This is a genomic window from Paraburkholderia sp. SECH4 (genome assembly GCF_030511745.1).
Lineage (GTDB): Bacteria > Pseudomonadota > Gammaproteobacteria > Burkholderiales > Burkholderiaceae > Paraburkholderia > Paraburkholderia madseniana.
The window spans coordinates 1-16,510 of the sequence record NZ_JALOCP010000022.1; the positions used below are offsets into that span (position 1 = coordinate 1).

Sequence of the window (16,510 nt, forward strand, 5' to 3'; positions counted from 1 at the left end):
AGAAACCTGACCGGACGCAACACTCTCAAACATACCAGTCCTGTTGATAATTTATCTTATGTCAAATTATAGAAGCACTACCAACGACACCCACCAAATCCCTCCCTGCGTTCATCAACCTTCCCCAGTCGCAGCAGCCCAGCCTCTTTGCATCGCCCCCACCAACTGCTTCCACAAAAACTCCGCCGCAGGCGACAAACGCCTGCCAACCCGGCGTATCACCTGGCTGCTGAAGTCGCGTGCAATCGGATGATCGATCTCAAGCGCAACGAGTTTGCCTGCATCGAGATATTGCCGCGCGGCATCGGTCGACATGAACGCAACCCCAAGACCCGCCGCCGCAATCGCCTGCGCCGCGGCGAACATATCGCACCGGTAAGCCGGCGTCAGGCTGAGCCGCTCTGCGCGAATGATCGAGTCGACATACTGTTGAACGCCGAAACGCGGCGGCATGAAAATCAGGCGGGCATCGGCAAGCTGCTCGAAGCGGATACGCTGCAGTCCCGCCAACGGATGACGCGGACTCACGAACGCGCAGAACGGCGCGGCGCGAAACGTGCGCGAACGTATCGCCGGGTCCTTCGCCCCGCCCGCGCATAAGCCAAGATCCACCTCATCGTTGCGAACCATCGCGATAATTTCGGACGTCGCGCCCGTATGCAGATCGACGACGATATCCGGAAACTGCGCGCTAAAACGCTCGAGCACGATCGCCATCAGATTGCCGACGAAGCCCTCGCCGCACCCAATGCCGATCCGTCCGCGCCGCAGCCCCCGATAATCCTCCAGTTGCACCAGCATCTCCGCGTCGCGGCGCCGGCTTTCACGAAAGTGATCGACGAGACTCAGGCCGATTTCCGTGAGCGTCACGCGCCGGCCCTGCCGCTCGAGCAGCGCTACACCGTGCGCGCGCTCCAGTTGCGTCACCTGCCGGCTGATCACCGACGCATTGATGCCGAGCGCGTCCGCCGCCGCCCGCACGCCACCATGCACGGCGATTTCATGCAGATAGCGCAGGCTGCGCGGATTCAGGGCGCCTGTCTGAAGGATATCGGTATCGGTTGACATGCTTTCCGGACTGTTGACATTCAAGTCAACATTATCGACCGAAATACGTCATTGATCGCACGTTTTTGCAGCGAAATACTGACGCTTCGCTTTCCATATGCACGTCAATCCAATGCCCAATACCCAGCACTTTTGTACGCTCGACGAAACCAGCGATCTGAACGATGAACTACGCGGCATTCGTCATCGTTTGCACCAGCACCCCGAGCTGGCTTACCAGGAGTTCCAGACATCGGATCTTGTCGCCGAAGCGCTCGAAAGTTGGGGCTACGAAGTAACACGCGGCCTGGGCGGAACGGGCATGGTTGCGTCGCTGAAGTCGGGAATGGGGTCGCGAGCCGTTGCGGTACGCGCCGATATGGACGCCCTCCCCATCACCGAGGCCACGGGCCTGCCCTATTCCAGCGTTCACCCGGGCAAGATGCACGCATGCGGTCACGACGGTCACACGGCGATGGTCCTTGGCGCAGCGCGGCATCTGGCGCGCACGCGCCGCTTTAACGGAACCGTCCATCTCGTCTTCCAGCCCGCCGAGGAAATCGGCACGGATAGCGGAGCGCAACGCATGATCGCCGACGGTCTGTTCGAGCGCTTCCCCTGCGAGGCCATCTTCGGCCTGCACAACCATCCGGGCGCACCGGCGGGCACGTTCATGTTCCGCAGCGGCCCGTTCATGGCCGCATGCGATACCGTCGACATCACGATCCACGGCCGCGGCGGTCACGCTGCCCGCCCTCATCTCGCCACCGATCCGCTCGTGATCGGCGCAGGGCTCGTGACGGCGCTGCAGACCGTCGTGTCGCGCAACATCGATCCGATGCAGCCCGCCGTGGTCACGATCGGTGCGTTCAATGCGGGACACGCGCCCAATGTGATCCCCGAAACGGCGCGCCTTCAACTGAGCGTGCGCTCGTTCGACCCCGACGTTCGCAAGCTGCTCGAAGCACGCATCCGTGCGCTCGCCAACGCGCATGCGCAAGCGCACGGCGCCAGCGTCGATATCGACTATGTGCCGGGCTACCCGGTGCTCGTCAACAGCGCGCAGGAGACTGAATTCGCGCTACAGGTCGCACGAGAACTGGTGGGCGACGAACGCGTGGTCGACGGCTTTGGTCCGATCGCGGGCAGCGAGGACTTCGCCTATTACCTGCAAGAGAAGCCGGGTTGCTTCCTGCGCGTGGGCAATGGCAAGGACACGCCCATGCTGCACAACGCGAAGTACGACTTCAACGACGACAACCTGACCGTCGGCGCCGCATTCTGGACGCGGCTGGTCGAGCGGTTTCTTGCGTCGAACGTCTAAGCGCCCATCAGAAAGCGCAGACGGAACCATCATAAATACACCTACGGTGAGGACCTAAACCATGTCAACCCAGCCTCTTACGTCGTCCGGCACGATTGCGGTTTCGCAGACCCGCATTGTCGTGGCGGCCGTCGTCGGCAATCTGCTCGAGTTCTTCGATTTCACGGTCTACAGCTTTTTCGCGCTGACCATCGCGAAGCTTTTCTTTCCGTCGCAGGATCCCGTCGTGTCGACGCTGCTGGCGTTGTCTGCGTTCGCGATCGGTTTTGTGGCGAGGCCCGTCGGCGGCTTCGTGCTCGGCCATTACGCGGACAAGCGCGGGCGCCGGGCCGCGCTCACGCTGACGATCTTCCTGATGGCGGTCGGCTCCGCGGCGATCGGTCTCGCGCCGACCTACGAGACGATCGGCATTGCCGCGCCCGCGTTGATCGTGATAGCGCGCCTCGTGCAGGGTTTTGCGCAGGGCGGCGAGTTTGGCGCAGCCACCGCGACGCTGCTGGAAACGGGTTCCGCAAAAGGCCGAGGCTTTCGCGCAAGCTGGCAACTGGCGAGCCAGGGCGCGGCTGCGCTGCTCGGCTCGGGCATGGCTGCGTTGCTCACCTATCATTTGACCGGTCCGGAGCTGCTCGATTGGGGATGGCGCGTTCCGTTTCTGGCCGGCACGCTGATCATGCCCGTGGGCGTGTATCTGCGCCGGCATATCGTGGACGACGAGCCCGTCAAAACAGAGCATTCGCGCTTCGAACCGGCTCTCGTGCGCAAATGGTTTCTGACCGTCTTCGCGATCATGGGCATGACAGTCGCGACCTACGTGCTGATGTACTACATCCCCACCTACTCGATTCAGTACTTGAAGATGCCGCCCAAGCTGTCGATGCTGGTCTCGATTGGCGCGGCCTGCGTCTCGCTGCTCATGTGCCCGATCTGGGGCGCACTGTCGGACCGCATGGGCCGTAGAAAGCCGCTGACCGTGTTTGGACGCGTGGTGCTGATCGCGCTGCTGTATCCCGCGTTCTGGTTGATGAACCAAGTTCCGACGCTGCCGGTCGTTACTGGCCTGATCGTCCTTTTGATGTTTTTCTATACGATGGGTTCGGCGCCCGCGTATGCGCTCATGCCGGAGAACTTCCCGAAGCATGTGCGCGCAGGCTATCTGGCAAGCGCGTATGCGGTAGCGGTATCGGTGTTCGGCGGCACGGCGCAACTCGTCGTCGCGTGGCTCATCAAGGTGACGGGCAATACGATGGCGCCGGCCTGGTACATGATTGCGTGCGTCATCATTTCGCTCTGCGCCGTGACGATGCTCGAAGAAACCGGCGGACGCGATCTGGCCTGATTGTGTCGGGGAGTGCGGGCCTGGAAATCAGGGCCGGCTGGAACAACGAGTGGCGGAGTTTCCACAACGCGATCAGGGAGTAGCTGCCTTGACCCTTCGCCCATCATCCTGGCCCGGCCCGATCACGAGGCCCGCCTCCGCCAGCAATCGCCGCAGTCCCAGCTTCGGATAATTGCGGTCGACGGCCCGCACATCGGCACGCGTCTCCTCGATGATCCAGTCGCGCACATCCGCTGCAACCGGCCGCAATGGCCGATTCTCCGGCCACACCAGACAGCAGCGCCGGTTCGTCACGATCAGTTCCTCCTCGGACGGGAGCAGCGCGCCCTCGAGAAGCCAATGCGACACGACATTGAGCCAGCCAAGCGCGACGCCCTGCCCCAACAGCGCCGCCTGCACGACGATCGCGTAGTCGTTGAAGCTCAGCATGCTCGCTACGTGCCGCCCGTGTGCCGCGAACGTGGCGAAGCGCTCATGCCAGCCGCGCTCGCCGTCGTCCATCACGATTACCGTGTCGCCGTGCTCGCGGCCCGCCTGCGTCGCGGCCGTCTCGTGATAGCGCCGGTTGCACACCGGCAGGAGCGTCTCCGGCATCACGAGCACACTGTTTTCGCCAATCTCGTCCTCACGCAAAAAGCGCATGCCGAGATCGACGTCGACGAGCGGCCCGCCGATTCGCCCTGAGATCAGCTGAAACCGCAAGTCGACATTCGGAAACGCCTGGTTCAGCCGGCTCATGCGCGGCATCAGCCAGTGTGTCGTGAACGCGGTGGACACCGACAGCGTGACTGACTCGATGCCCGTCGCACGCGCCTCGATCTCCCGTATCGCGCCTTCTATGCCATTGAAGCCTTCTGAGATTTTCCGGTAGAGGATCTTGCCGTTCTCGGTCAGCTCGATCCCACCACGCACGCGCTCGAAAAGGCGCACGCCGAGATGGTCTTCCATGCGCGCCAGCATGCGGCTCACCGCAGGCTGACTCACATATAACTCCTGCGCCGCGCGCGTGAAGTTGCCGCAGCGCGCGGCAGCTTCGAACACGAACAGCGCATTAGCGCTCGGCAGTTTTTTGCGAAGGTTAGGCATGACCTGATGTTATGCCTTATCCAACAATTTGGGAATTGCCGTCAATAATGACGCGGCCTATATTTTCCCTAACGCAGGCCTCTACAGCGAGACAGGACGCAATGGACGCACGAGCGAAAACAGGTGTTTCGATCCGATCGGCAGCGAAACGTTATGGCCCGGTCGTGGCTCTCGACGACGTGTCGCTCGACATCGCCCCGGGCGAATTCGTCTCGCTGCTCGGTCCTTCGGGGTCGGGCAAGACCACCCTGCTCGGCATTCTCGGCGGCTTCGTGCAGCCGAGTTCGGGTGCGGTCTGGGTCGGCGAGCGCGACATTACATTTGCGCCGCCGCACAAACGGGACATCGGCATCGTCTTCCAGAACTACGCGCTCTTTCCGCACATGAGCGTCGGCGAGAACGTGGCGTTTCCACTGCGAGCGCGCCGTCAGCCCAAAGCGACGTGGGCGAAGAAGGTCGCCGATGCACTCGCGATGGTCGAACTCTCGGGCTACGAGAGCCGCGGCATCGGCCAACTGTCCGGCGGCCAGCGCCAGCGGGTGGCGCTCGCCCGCGCGATGGTCTTCGAGCCGCAACTGATCCTGATGGACGAGCCGCTCTCCGCACTCGACAAGCAACTGCGGGAAACCATGCAGATTGAGCTGCGGCGGCTGCATCGCAAGCTCGGCGCGACGATCGTCTATGTGACGCACGATCAGCGCGAGGCGCTCACCATGAGCGACCGCGTGGCCGTGCTGAAGAACGGCCGGCTCGTGCAGATCGACACGCCTGAGCGGCTCTACGACCGTCCGTGCGACGCGTTCGTGGCGAGCTTTATCGGTGAGGCGACGCTGCTCGCCGTGACGCGCGCCGGCGACGATGCCGTGCGTCTCGGCGATACGGTTCTGCGCACCGCGCACCCGCTGCCGCGCGGCGACAAGCTGCTGCTCGCGGTGCAGACCGAGAAGCTCGTAATCGACGGCGGCGATCGGCGCGAAGGCGTGAATCGTCTGTCGTGCCACGTCACCGAAGTGCTGTACCAGGGCGAAAGCCTGCGCGTGTTCGCAACGCTCGCCGACGGCACCGCCATCAGCCTCAGGCAGCCCGGCGGCCACGACGCGCGCCGGCGCATCCCGGAGCCGGGCGCGCCCATGAGCGTCGTTCTCGATCCGCAGGACACGATCGTCGTGCCCGCCTGATCTCATTCATTTTTTATCCGCCCACGCTTGGGGCACTCCCTCTCCCGTTTTCACAGCAAACTGCAAAAGGATGATTTCATGAAGCTCACCGATTTCAAGGTCCTGACGTTCGACGTCGTCGGCACACTCATCGACTTCGAGCGCGGCGTGCTCGCCTCCGTGCGGCGCCTCGGCGGGCCGACCGCGAAGGACCTGACCGACGACCAGATTTTCGAACCGTACATGCGCGGCCGTGCGACCCATCCGGGCCGCTCGAGCCACGAGATGGCCAACGTCTACCTGTCGCTGGCGAAGGAACTCGGTCTGCCCGACGACGCGCAATCGGCCGCCGCCTTCCAGCGCGACGTGCTCGAATGGCCCGCCTTCGCGGATTCGGTCGCCGCGCTCAAGCGTCTGCGCAAACACTTCCGCCTGGTTGCCATGACCAATGCGGACCGCGTCGCGCTGTCGGCCTACGCGCACACGCTTGGCGATCCGTTCGACGACACCGTCTGCTGCGACGAAACCGGCGTCGCCAAGCCCGATCCGCAATTCTTCGCATACAACCGCGGCCGTCAGGCGGCATTCGGCTACAAGTTCGGTGAGATCCTGCACACCGCGCAAAGCCAGTACCACGACATCGGCGTCGCCACGGAACTCGGCTACGCGACCTGCTGGATCGAGCGCCGTCAGGGCAAGCGGGGCTTCGGCGCCACGCCGGTGCCCGAGGCTGTCACGACGCCGACGTTCACGTTCCCGACGCTCGCCGAGCTCGCGGACGCCGTCGAAGCCGAAGCGCGCCTCGCCGCCTAAGCCGATGCTCGCGCCGACGGCACGCCCCTCGCCCCTGCCCGACTCGCTCTGGCAAGCGCTTGCTGCGGCATCGCCCGATGGGGGCGCGGCGGTCAGCACCGGTGCGCCGCTCGCGCGCGATCTCGACGTCGAAGTCGCGGTGATCGGCGCGGGCTACTCAGGCCTCGCCGCAGCCTATGCGCTGCAAAAACGCGGCGTCGGTTGCGCCGTGCTCGACGCGAACGTCGTCGGCTGGGGCGCAAGTGGGCGCAATGGCGGTGTCGTGTCGTCGAAATTCAGGCTGTCGTTTCCCACGATCGACCAGTTGCATGGTCTCGATACCGCGAAACGCATGCACCGGCTCGCGCATGAAGGCGTGCGGATCGTCGAATCGCTGGTCGACGAGTTCGGGCTCACACGGGCCCGCTTCGAGCATACGGGCAGCCTGCGCTGCGCGCACACCGAGCGCGCGCTCGCGGCGATCGGTGCCGAAGCCGACTGGGTGCGCACGAAGCTCGGCGATACGTCGATGAGCGTGCAATCGCGCGCCGAAGTCGAGCACGAGACAGGGTCGAAGGGTTTCGTCGGCGGCGTGCTGAGCGCCGATGCCGGCACGATCCTGCCGCTCGAATACGTGCGCGGACTCGCGCGCGGTATGACGCTGCGCGGCGTGCCGATTTACGAATCGACGCCGGTATTGCAGATGCACCGCGCTCCCGGCGATACGCACGTGACGTTGCGCACGCCAGGCGGTACGGTGCGTGCGAAGCAGGTGATCGTTGCGACCAATGCCTATTCGGACCTCACGCCGGCCACCTCGCCGTATCAGCGCGAACTCGTGCCGTTCCGCAGCGCGATGATCGCCACCGAGCGCTTGCCCGCCGATCTCGACGCGCGCCTGATGGTCGAACGCCGCAGCTACACGGAAACGCGGCGCATGATGAAGTGGTTCCGCAAGGCGGATGGCCGCATGCTGTTCGGCGGCCGCGACGCATTCGGCAAGGAAGGCCAGACGACCGGCTTCGATGGGCTGCAGCGGGCGATGGTCGCGCTCTTCCCTGATCTCGCGGACGTGCGCGTGGCGTATCGCTGGTCGGGCTATGTCGGCATGACGTTCAATTCGCTGCCCCATGTCGGGCGCAGCGACGATGCCACGACCTTCTGTCTGGGGTATAACGGAGCAGGCGTCGCGATGGCCAGCTTGCTCGGACAGCATGCCGCCGCGCTCGCCCTCGGCGAGACGCCCGAGCTTTCGCTGCTCGGCGCGCCGGGTCTACGGCCCGTGCCTTTTCATTCGCTGCGCGCGCCGGGTGTGAGGCTCGTTGCCGCGTGGTATCAGTTTCTCGACGCCGTAGGTGCATGATGACGACCGCCAAACGGATGCTCCAAGGACCCACATTGATGCAGGCCACCGAGTCCGATCCTGCCGCGCGCTACCAGCGGCGCGAAGATCGCACGATGCTTCTCCTGATGGCGCCGGCGCTCCTCGTGATCGTCGTGCTGCTCGTCGTGCCGCTCGCCTGGCTGTCGTGGCAGTCGATCTATCACGACGGTTTCACGCTCGAGAACTATCGGCGCATGTTCTCGGGCGCCTACCTCGAAACCTTTCTGCTGACGTTCAAACTGAGCATCATCGTCACCGTCATCACGCTGGTGCTCGGCTATCCGGTGGCCTACTTCGCGGCCTCGCTGTCACCGAAGCTGAGCGCGCTTGTCCTCGGCATGGTCATCCTGCCCTTCTGGACCAGCGTACTCGTGCGCACTTATGCGTGGCTCGTGTTGCTGCAGCGCACGGGACTCGTCAACAAGGCCTTGATCGCCTCAGGCCTGATCGACCGGCCGGTGCAACTCGCCTACAACCAGTTCGGCACGATCATCGCGATGGTTCATATCCTGCTGCCGTTCATGGTGCTGCCGCTCTATTCGGCCATGCAGAAGATTCCGCCGAATCTCTCGCAGGCGGGCGCGAGTCTGGGCGGCTCGCCGCTGCATGTGTTCATGCGCGTGTTCCTGCCGCTTTCGATGAGCGGCGTGTTCGCCGGCGTCACCCTCGTGTTCGTGCTGTGTCTCGGCTTCTACATCACGCCTGAGTTGATGGGCGGCGGCAAGTCAATCATGGTGTCGATGGTGGTGAGCCGCAACGTCGAGATCTATAACAGCTGGGGCGCGGCGAGCGCGGTGAGCGTCGTGCTGCTGATCTGCGTGTTCGCGATTTTCTACGCCGCGAGCCGTGTGGTGCCACTCGAAAAGACCCTGGGCGCGAAATGACAAAGCTCTCGTTCGGACGGATCATCCTCGGCGCGGCGGTCGTGTTGATCCTGCTGTTCCTCATGGTGCCGGTGCTGATCGTCGTGCCGCTGTCGTTCTCCGACACGCGCTTCATGACCTTCCCCCCGCCCGCCTATTCGCTGCGCTGGTATCACTCGTTCTTCGACAACCCTGCGTGGATCGACGCCGCGCGCACCACGCTGACCGCCTCGATCTGCGCCGCACTGCTCGCGACGCCGCTCGGCGTGTGCGCCGCCTATGCGATTCAGAACGGCACGCATTGGATCATGCGCTATCTGCGCACACTGCTGATGCTGCCGTTGATGGTGCCGATCATCATCGTCGCGGTGGGCGTGTTTTTTGTCTACTCGCAGGCCGGCTATGTGAATACGCTCGGCGGGCTGGTTCTCGCGGATACGATGCTCGGGCTGCCGTATGTGCTGATCTCGGTCGGCGCCGATCTTCGCACCTTCGACCGCACTCAGGAGATGGTCGCCCGCAGCCTCGGCATGAATCGCTTTCGCAGCTTCATGACGGTGACGCTGCCGCAGATCAAGGCGAGCGTGATCTCCGGCGCCGTGTTCGTGTTCATTCAGGCGCTCGACGAAACGGTGGTCGCACTCTTCGTGTCGGGCGGCTCGAACCAGACGCTAACGCGCCGCATGTTCGTTACGCTGCGTGACGAGATCGATCCGACCATCGCCGCGATCAGCACGATGCTCACGGCGCTGACGCTGTGCCTCGTGATGATCGTCGTGGTAAGCCGGCGCTCCGGCGCGGCGCGCGCCTGAACTCCTCCTACACACCACTCACATGATCAATGCACTGAAGTTCTATATCGACGGCGCGTGGGTCGAGCCGTCGGGCACCGCACGCCTGCCCGTCATCGATCCCTGCACCGAAGAAGCGTTCGCCGAAGTGGCAATGGGCACGCCCGCCGATATCGATCGCGCGGTCGCTGCCGCAAAACGCGCGTTCACGTCGTTCTCGCAGACCACGCCCGCCGAGCGTCTCGCGCTGATCCGCCGCATTCTCGAGGTCTTTCTCGAGCGTCACGACGAGATGGGCGACACGATCTCGCGGGAACTGGGCGCCCCGCGCGCGATGGCGCACGCATGGCAGGCGGGAATCGGACGGCGGCATCTCGACGAATTGATCCGCACGTGCGAAACGTTCGCGTGGCAACGCAAAAAAGGCACTACGCTCGTCAATCACGAACCGGTGGGCGTCGTTGCGCTCATCACGCCGTGGAACTGGCCGATCAATCAGATCGTCTGCAAGGCAGCGCCCGCCATCGCGGCCGGCTGCACGATGGTGCTGAAGCCCAGCGAGGTGACGCCCCTCAACGCGCTGCTGTTCGCGGAGATTCTGGACGCCGCGGGCGTGCCGCCGGGGGTCTTCAATCTCGTGAACGGCGATGGACCGACCGTCGGTGCGGCGCTTGCAGCGCATCCCGATGTCGACATGGTGTCGTTCACCGGCTCGACGCGCGCGGGCATCGAGATCGCGAAGCTCGCGGCGCCGACCGTCAAGCGCGTGCATCAGGAGCTGGGCGGCAAATCGGCCAACATCCTGCTGGACGACGTCGACTTTGAAGCCGCCGTGACGGCGGGCGTCAACTCGTGCTTCAACAACAGCGGCCAGTCGTGCAATGCACCGACACGCATGCTGGTGCCCGAGGCGCGCCATGACGAGGCGGTGGCGATCGCCCGGCGGGCGGCACAAGCACATCGCGTTGGCCCCGCCGACCACGAGCGCACGACCATGGGGCCGGTTGTCAGCGGCGTGCAGTTCGAGCGCGTGGAACGGCTGATCGCGGCCGGCATCGACGAGGGCGCGCAGGTCGTGGCCGGTGGCCTCGGTCGTCCGCAAGGTCTCGAACGCGGCTACTACGTACAACCCACTGTGTTCGCGAACGTGCGTCCGTCCATGACGATCGCGCGCGAAGAGATCTTCGGACCCGTGCTCGTCATCATGCCGTATCGCGACGAAGACGATGCAATCGCGATTGCGAACGACAGCCCCTTCGGCCTCGCTGCCTATGTGCAATCCGCCGATCACGAGCGCGCGCGGCGCGTAGCGTTCAGGTTGCGTGCGGGCAGCGTGTACCTGAACTATCCGTCGTGGGACGCCGGCTCGCCTTTCGGTGGCTACAAGCAGTCGGGCAATGGGCGCGAATACGCCGAGTGGGGGCTCGAGGCGTTTCTCGAAGTAAAAGGCATCGTGGGGTATGGAGACTGAGGGCAACTGAGCGCTGCGGCGGTCGACGGGCCGCTTCCGCTTTCTCAACCCGGCATGTCGCCTAGGCGCGGCCACGCAGCATATCAGCGATGCGCTCCGCGATCATGATGGTCGGAATATTCGTGTTGGCGCACGGTATCGAAGGCATCAGCGACGCATCGCACACGTAAAGCCCGTTCACGCCATACACGGCGCCACGCGCATCGCAGACAGCGAGCGGATCATCGGCGGCGCCCATCCGGCAGGTTCCCGACGGATGCCAGGTACCGCCCACCGAGCGCGTGACGAACTTCGTCAAGGCATGATCGTCGGCGAGCAGGTCGTTCAGTGTCACGCCCTGAGTGACCACGCGTCGCACGAGCCACGCGCGAAACGGACCCGCGATGTCCAGCAGCGCGCTCAGCGTGCCGCGTTGCAACGCGTTCCACGCACCCGGCACGGCCACGCTCGCGACACGCGGCGAATAGCTCGAAGGCAGAAGCGTTGCGCGATGCTTCGCCATCAGCGGATCGGCCAGCGTTTCAGCGCCGAAGCGCAGCGCCTGCTTCAGGCGTTCGAGATCGCGAGCATCGGACAGCATGTTGAAATCGACAGCGGGCTCGCTATGCGGACTCGCCGACGTCAGCGTCACCCGGCCGCGCGAGTACGACTTGTTCACCCAGAAGAAGATCGTACCGAGCCGGTAGCCCACCGAATGCCAGCCCGAACGCGACAGGATCGCACCGTGCATGTCGCCGGGCACTGTGTCGTGCATGCCCGACGAAAAGCGCACGATGGCCTGCTCGTGATGCTCGTCGGGAAAAGGCGTGCGGGCGGCCCGCGGCAAAACCGCGGAAACGGCGATCGACGGATGCTCCATCAGATTGCCGCCGACGCCGGCCCGGTCCGCGCGCACTTCGATACCCAGCGCGGAGAGCTCAGCGGCCGGTCCGATGCCGCTTCGCATCAGCAGCGCAGGACTGTGGATCGCACCGGCGCAGACGATTACATGCTCGGCGCGCAATTCTTCGCTGAGCCCATCCCTGCCCTCGCTGGCGACGATGCGCGCACCGACTGCGCGCGTGCCGTCGAACAGCACGCGCTCGACGAGCGTTCCGGTGCGGATCGTGAGGTTCGGACGGGCACGCACGGTGTCGTCGAGATAACAGACCGATGTTGGGATGCGCTCGCCGGCATCGCTCACCGCGATCGATCCGATGAACGTGCCGTCCTCCCACGCGCCGTTCTGATCGTCGCGCCGCACGTGGCCACGCGCGGCAAGCGTGCCGAGCACCGCGCGCACGAAGGGTGAAATGCGTGCCCAGTTCGCGCGCTGAATGCGGACCGGGCCGCTCTTGCCGTGCAGCTCGCCGTTGATGTCGCAATCGGATTCGAGTTTGCGGAAGTACGGCAGGCAGGCGCTCCAGTTCCAGCCGAGGGCGCCGAGCGCGTGCCATTCATCGTAATCGGCGGGCGCGCCGCGATTCGCCATCAGCGCATTGATCGCCGAGCCGCCGCCGAGCAGGCGCGCCTGTTCGTAGCGTCGTGTCGTTGCCGACACGCTCATGCGCGCCTTCAGACGCTGCCAGATGTTCGCTGTGTCGAGATAGGCGCGGCCAGGGTACCGGCTGCGCACCGCAGCAGGCATGTCCGTCTGAGAAATATTGCGGCCGGCCTCGACGAGGCAGACGGTCTTGCCGGCGTCTTCGGACAGACGCGCGGCGAGCACGCAGCCCGCCGAACCGCCGCCGAGAATCAGATAGTCGATCACATTCGATGGTTACGCGGGCGTTGAAACGTGCGGAACGGGTGAGCAAAACGTGCGCGCGAGCCTGTGAGCCCGCGCGTCGAGGTCAGTCTGCGCCTTACTGCATAAACTTGAGCCAGCGCGCCTTCGCCTGAATGCCGGCGTCCGAGGCCCACCACTCCTCCGACATGAGCGCCTGCTTCGCCGCGTTATCCGGCGAGCTCGGCAGTTCGCTTGCGCGTTTCGCGTCGATCTTGCCGGTCTTGAAGGCTGCCGGATTGCCCGGGCCATAGTCGATGTACAGCGGCAGGTTCGCCTGCAATTCGGGCGAGACAGCGGCGTTGACGAATTTGATCGCGTCGGCCAGGTTCGGTGCGTTCTTCAGCACGCACAACTGGGTGTTCTGCAGAATGCCGTCGTTGAACGTGAAGTCGATATCAGGGTTGTCCTTACGCACGGCGCTCGCTCGGCCGTTCCAGATCATCGTCATGTCGACTTCGCCGTCGTGCAGCAATTGTGCCGACTGCCCGCCCGAGGTCCACCAGACGGTCACGTCCGGCTTGATCTGTTGAAGCTTCTTGAACGCACGATCGACGTCGAGCGGATAAAGCTTGTCGCGCGGCACGCCGTCTGCCAGAAGCGCGGCTTCGAGTACCGTCTGCGGATCATTGCGCAACGCACGTGTGCCGGGGAATCCCTTCACATTCCAGAAATCGGCCCAGCTCTGCGGCACTTTCTTCAACGACTTCTTGTTGTAGCCGATGACCGTCGAATAGAACTCATAGGCGACTGAATACGGCGTGCGGTATTTCTCGGGCATCGCGGCCCCATTCGGGATCTTCGAGAAATCGAGCTTCTCCAGCAGGCCTTCGTGGCCGCCGCGCAGGCAGTTGGACGTCGGCGTATCGACCACGTCCCAGATCGGCTTGCCGGTTGCAGCCTGCGCCTTGATCTGCGGCCACGCGTCCGGGATGCTGTCCTGGTTCACGGTAATGTTCAGCAGTTTCGCAGCAGGATCGAGGATCGCCTTGGTCTGCGCTTCCTGATACGTGCCGCCTTGCGAAACAAAGGTAATCTTCCCCGCAGCAAAAACAGGCGTGAGACACGCAGGCACCAGACCCGCGACACCAAGAATCAGAACCGCCGCAAGCGGGCGCAACGTGGGCTTCTTGATCACGACTTTGTCCTCGAAAGGGTTAAGCGAAAGAGATCATGGATGTAATGCGCATTGAGGCCAATATAGTGAGTCTATTTAATGGCGACAACGCCGCAATTGTTGTGGTGCCCATGACATCACGTTATGGCAAACGCGTTACGTCGGCTTCGTGATGACCGGCTATTCCTTCTGATGAAAGATCGCCTTAGAAGCCCGCGTCGATCACAATCTTGGTTCCGTCGCTGAACCGGTTGAGGCGGAACGCATGCGGGTCGACAAGCGGCGTGTCGTTCGTCACCAGATCGGCCATCAGCTTTCCGGCCGCCGGGCCGATGCCGAATCCATGCCCCGAAAAGCCCGTGCCGATAAAGAGGCCCGGCACCGTATCGACACCGGAAATCACTGGAATCGCGTCCGGCGTCACATCCATGTAGCCTGCCCAGCGCTGCGCGATTCGCGCGTGCGCCAGATGCGGGAAGACCTTGGTGAACTCGCGCAATCCGGCGTCGGTGTAGCGGGTGATCGGTTCGGGATCGAGCGTGCGGACCGCTTCGAACGCGGTGGGACGGTCGAGCGCCCAATGACGCGGACGGCGCAATTCCTCGAAGAAGCGAGCGCCGATGCCGATGCGCAAAGCGCCCAACTGGCTCTTCAACGCTTCGACATATTTGAAGAACAGGCGAAAGGAATCGGGCGTGAGATCGCTATAGGTGCGGAAGCCAAAAGCGATCGTATAGCCGCCGTCGGCGCGCTTGCGAAACGCAAATTTCTTGTTGCTTGCGCTACAGGTGGGGCCGCCGTCGAGCGGCTCGGTGCGAAGTACCGAGGCTTTTACCAGCAGTTGCGGTACATCGACATCCAGATTGCCGCAGAACAACCGCGACCACGCGCCACCCGCGACGACGACGCTGTTGCAACGAATCGTGCCGTGCTCGGTGACGACCGCACTGACGCGCCCTGCGCTTGTTTCGATGCCACGGGCGGCGCATGGCGTCAGAATCTTGACACCGCGTTTGCGCAACGCATTCGCGATCGCCGGTGCCGCCTTTTGCGGTTCGGCGCGGCCGTCGCCGGGTGTGTAGAGTCCGCCTTTGAACGCTTTCGTCGCGCCGGGCAACAGCTCGGCAACGGCACTCCCGTCGACCACGCGCGTGTCGAACGTGTCGCCTGCTACGTGGCGCGCCTTGTCGAGCCACGCGTGATGACTGTCCATCACGGCGTCTTCGTCGGTCATGTAGAGGATGCCGCATTGATTGAAGCCCGTGTCGATACCGAGCGTCTCATCCATTTTCCGCCACAGCTTCAGGCTTTCGATGCTCAACGCGAACTCGCGCATGTCACGATGCGTGACGCGCACCCACCCCCAGTTGCGACTCGATTGCTCGCCCGCAATATGGCCTTTCTCACATAGCGCGACCTGCAATCCTTTCTCGCTCAGATAAAGGGCCGTGCTCACCCCGATAATACCGCCGCCGATGACGACGACGTCGACTTGCGCAGGCAAGGTGGTGTCGTCAGCGACCGTTTCTACTTTGGGTCCCATTGTGGCTGGTGTCCTGCCTGTGAAGACTAGTTATGTTGATCGGCAATGCCGGCCCTGACCGGCACAGTCGAATTGGCCGAAGCCTGCGCCTTGCGCTGCCGGCGTGACAATCGTGTACTGGAACTGCCGCGCGCCGGATTCGCATGACGGTTGGTCCAGCGGTCGATGTGATTGATCGCGTGCGTGAGCGGCACGGTCACAAGCAGATACACCGCACCCGCGGCCACCAGTGGCGACAGGTTCGCGGTATTCACCGACGTGTTCTGGCCGATCGTAAACAGATCGCGTTGCGAAGTCAGCAGCCCTAGAAAATAGACCAGACTCGAATCCTTGACGATCGAAATGAACTGGTTCGCATGCGCCGGCAAGATGCGCCGCACGCCTTGCGGCACGATCACGTGGCGCATGCTGCTCCAGTATGTCATGCCGAGCGCCTGACACGCGGACAGTTGTCCGCGCCCCACGCTTTGAATGCCGGAGCGAAAAATCTCCGCGATATACGCGGACGAGATCAGCCCAAGTGCGACGATCGCAAGCGGATATGGATTGGGTCCGAAGACCGCGAGCCCCACTGGCGCGAGTCCCTGACCGACCAGCAGGATCACGAGCGCGGCCGGCAGGCCGCGAAACACGTCGATGAACACCTGTGCGGGCAGCATCAACCAGCGCGTATGCGACACCGTCATCAACGCGAGCATCATGCCCGCGACGATCCCCAGCACGGTCGAAAACACCGATAGCACCAGCGTGTTGACGAGACCCGTGCACAGCAACGACGGTATCGACGAGATCAGCAACGGCCAGTCGAGAAAGTTCTGCAAGAAAGCATTCATG

14 protein-coding genes are annotated in these 16,510 nt (G+C 63.7%); 8 read left to right on the forward strand and 6 right to left on the reverse strand.

The window, feature by feature from the left end; genetic code table 11:
- Positions 1-114: 114 nt before the first annotated feature.
- On the reverse strand, positions 115-1,068 hold the full coding sequence (locus M0D67_RS25840) for a LysR family transcriptional regulator (RefSeq protein WP_266240284.1): 954 nt from the start codon (positions 1,066-1,068) through the stop codon (positions 115-117).
- Positions 1,069-1,180: 112 nt separating this feature from the next.
- Here M0D67_RS25840 and M0D67_RS25845 point away from each other — a divergent pair, with 112 nt between their 5' ends.
- Entirely contained in the window at positions 1,181-2,371 is a 1,191-nt protein-coding gene (locus tag M0D67_RS25845; RefSeq protein ID WP_266240285.1) for a M20 aminoacylase family protein, read from the forward strand.
- A 61-nt stretch (positions 2,372-2,432) separates the two neighbouring features.
- Entirely contained in the window at positions 2,433-3,707 is a 1,275-nt protein-coding gene (locus M0D67_RS25850; RefSeq protein ID WP_171927348.1) for an MFS transporter, read from the forward strand.
- 72 nt (positions 3,708-3,779) lie between these two features.
- Here M0D67_RS25850 and M0D67_RS25855 read toward each other — a convergent pair whose 3' ends face one another.
- The gene (locus M0D67_RS25855) at positions 3,780-4,793 is read right to left on the reverse strand and encodes a LysR family transcriptional regulator (protein WP_266240286.1); all 1,014 of its coding nucleotides are present in this window, start codon (positions 4,791-4,793) and stop codon (positions 3,780-3,782) included.
- 101 nt (positions 4,794-4,894) lie between these two features.
- Between M0D67_RS25855 and M0D67_RS25860 the strand changes: the two genes are divergently transcribed.
- The 6 genes from M0D67_RS25860 to M0D67_RS25885 all read left to right on the forward strand — a co-directional run bounded on the left by M0D67_RS25860 (position 4,895) and on the right by M0D67_RS25885 (position 11,251).
- A complete protein-coding gene (locus tag M0D67_RS25860; protein WP_154567487.1) occupies positions 4,895-5,971 on the forward strand; it encodes an ABC transporter ATP-binding protein in 1,077 nt (358 codons plus the stop codon).
- A 78-nt stretch (positions 5,972-6,049) separates the two neighbouring features.
- Positions 6,050-6,763, forward strand: coding sequence for an HAD-IA family hydrolase (locus tag M0D67_RS25865; protein WP_266240287.1), 714 nt, complete (start codon positions 6,050-6,052; stop codon positions 6,761-6,763).
- Positions 6,764-6,767: 4 nt separating this feature from the next.
- Entirely contained in the window at positions 6,768-8,105 is a 1,338-nt protein-coding gene (locus tag M0D67_RS25870; protein WP_266240288.1) for an FAD-binding oxidoreductase, read from the forward strand.
- A gap of 38 nt (positions 8,106-8,143) precedes the next feature.
- Positions 8,144-9,010, forward strand: a complete 867-nt coding sequence (locus M0D67_RS25875) for an ABC transporter permease (RefSeq protein WP_233465424.1) — start codon at positions 8,144-8,146, stop codon at positions 9,008-9,010.
- Positions 9,007-9,801 (forward strand): ABC transporter permease, encoded by a 795-nt coding sequence (locus M0D67_RS25880; RefSeq protein ID WP_171927345.1) that lies wholly within the window; start codon positions 9,007-9,009, stop codon positions 9,799-9,801. The genes M0D67_RS25875 and M0D67_RS25880 overlap by 4 nt, the downstream gene beginning before the upstream one ends.
- 22 nt (positions 9,802-9,823) lie before the next feature.
- A complete protein-coding gene (locus tag M0D67_RS25885) occupies positions 9,824-11,251 on the forward strand; it encodes an aldehyde dehydrogenase family protein (protein ID WP_266240289.1) in 1,428 nt (475 codons plus the stop codon).
- 61 nt (positions 11,252-11,312) lie between these two features.
- On the opposite strand, the gene M0D67_RS25890 is transcribed toward M0D67_RS25885, so the two are convergent.
- From M0D67_RS25890 to M0D67_RS25905, 4 genes are all read right to left on the reverse strand, one after another.
- Positions 11,313-13,001, reverse strand: a complete 1,689-nt coding sequence (locus tag M0D67_RS25890) for a GMC family oxidoreductase (RefSeq protein WP_266240290.1) — start codon at positions 12,999-13,001, stop codon at positions 11,313-11,315.
- Between the two features lie 94 nt (positions 13,002-13,095).
- The gene (locus tag M0D67_RS25895; protein WP_266240291.1) at positions 13,096-14,154 is read right to left on the reverse strand and encodes an ABC transporter substrate-binding protein; all 1,059 of its coding nucleotides are present in this window, start codon (positions 14,152-14,154) and stop codon (positions 13,096-13,098) included.
- Between the two features lie 184 nt (positions 14,155-14,338).
- A complete protein-coding gene (locus M0D67_RS25900) occupies positions 14,339-15,676 on the reverse strand; it encodes an FAD-binding oxidoreductase (protein ID WP_266240292.1) in 1,338 nt (445 codons plus the stop codon).
- Between the two features lie 26 nt (positions 15,677-15,702).
- Positions 15,703-16,509 carry an amino acid ABC transporter permease gene (locus tag M0D67_RS25905; RefSeq protein WP_266240293.1) on the reverse strand — a complete coding sequence of 269 codons (807 nt, stop codon included), beginning with the start codon at positions 16,507-16,509 and terminating at the stop codon, positions 15,703-15,705.
- Position 16,510 lies beyond the last annotated feature (1 nt).

What these genes read in the sequence shown, in the direction of transcription:
- M0D67_RS25840 (WP_266240284.1), bottom strand. Translation starts at nt 1,068, where the DNA reads ATGTCAACCGATACCGATATCCTTCAGACAGGCGCCCTGAATCCGCGC.
- M0D67_RS25845 (WP_266240285.1), top strand. Translation starts at nt 1,181, where the DNA reads ATGCCCAATACCCAGCACTTTTGTACGCTCGACGAAACCAGCGATCTG.
- M0D67_RS25850 (WP_171927348.1), top strand. Translation starts at nt 2,433, where the DNA reads ATGTCAACCCAGCCTCTTACGTCGTCCGGCACGATTGCGGTTTCGCAG.
- M0D67_RS25855 (WP_266240286.1), bottom strand. Translation starts at nt 4,793, where the DNA reads ATGCCTAACCTTCGCAAAAAACTGCCGAGCGCTAATGCGCTGTTCGTG.
- M0D67_RS25860 (WP_154567487.1), top strand. Translation starts at nt 4,895, where the DNA reads ATGGACGCACGAGCGAAAACAGGTGTTTCGATCCGATCGGCAGCGAAA.
- M0D67_RS25865 (WP_266240287.1), top strand. Translation starts at nt 6,050, where the DNA reads ATGAAGCTCACCGATTTCAAGGTCCTGACGTTCGACGTCGTCGGCACA.
- M0D67_RS25870 (WP_266240288.1), top strand. Translation starts at nt 6,768, where the DNA reads ATGCTCGCGCCGACGGCACGCCCCTCGCCCCTGCCCGACTCGCTCTGG.
- M0D67_RS25875 (WP_233465424.1), top strand. Translation starts at nt 8,144, where the DNA reads ATGCAGGCCACCGAGTCCGATCCTGCCGCGCGCTACCAGCGGCGCGAA.
- M0D67_RS25880 (WP_171927345.1), top strand. Translation starts at nt 9,007, where the DNA reads ATGACAAAGCTCTCGTTCGGACGGATCATCCTCGGCGCGGCGGTCGTG.
- M0D67_RS25885 (WP_266240289.1), top strand. Translation starts at nt 9,824, where the DNA reads ATGATCAATGCACTGAAGTTCTATATCGACGGCGCGTGGGTCGAGCCG.
- M0D67_RS25900 (WP_266240292.1), bottom strand. Translation starts at nt 15,676, where the DNA reads ATGGGACCCAAAGTAGAAACGGTCGCTGACGACACCACCTTGCCTGCG.
- M0D67_RS25905 (WP_266240293.1), bottom strand. Translation starts at nt 16,509, where the DNA reads ATGAATGCTTTCTTGCAGAACTTTCTCGACTGGCCGTTGCTGATCTCG.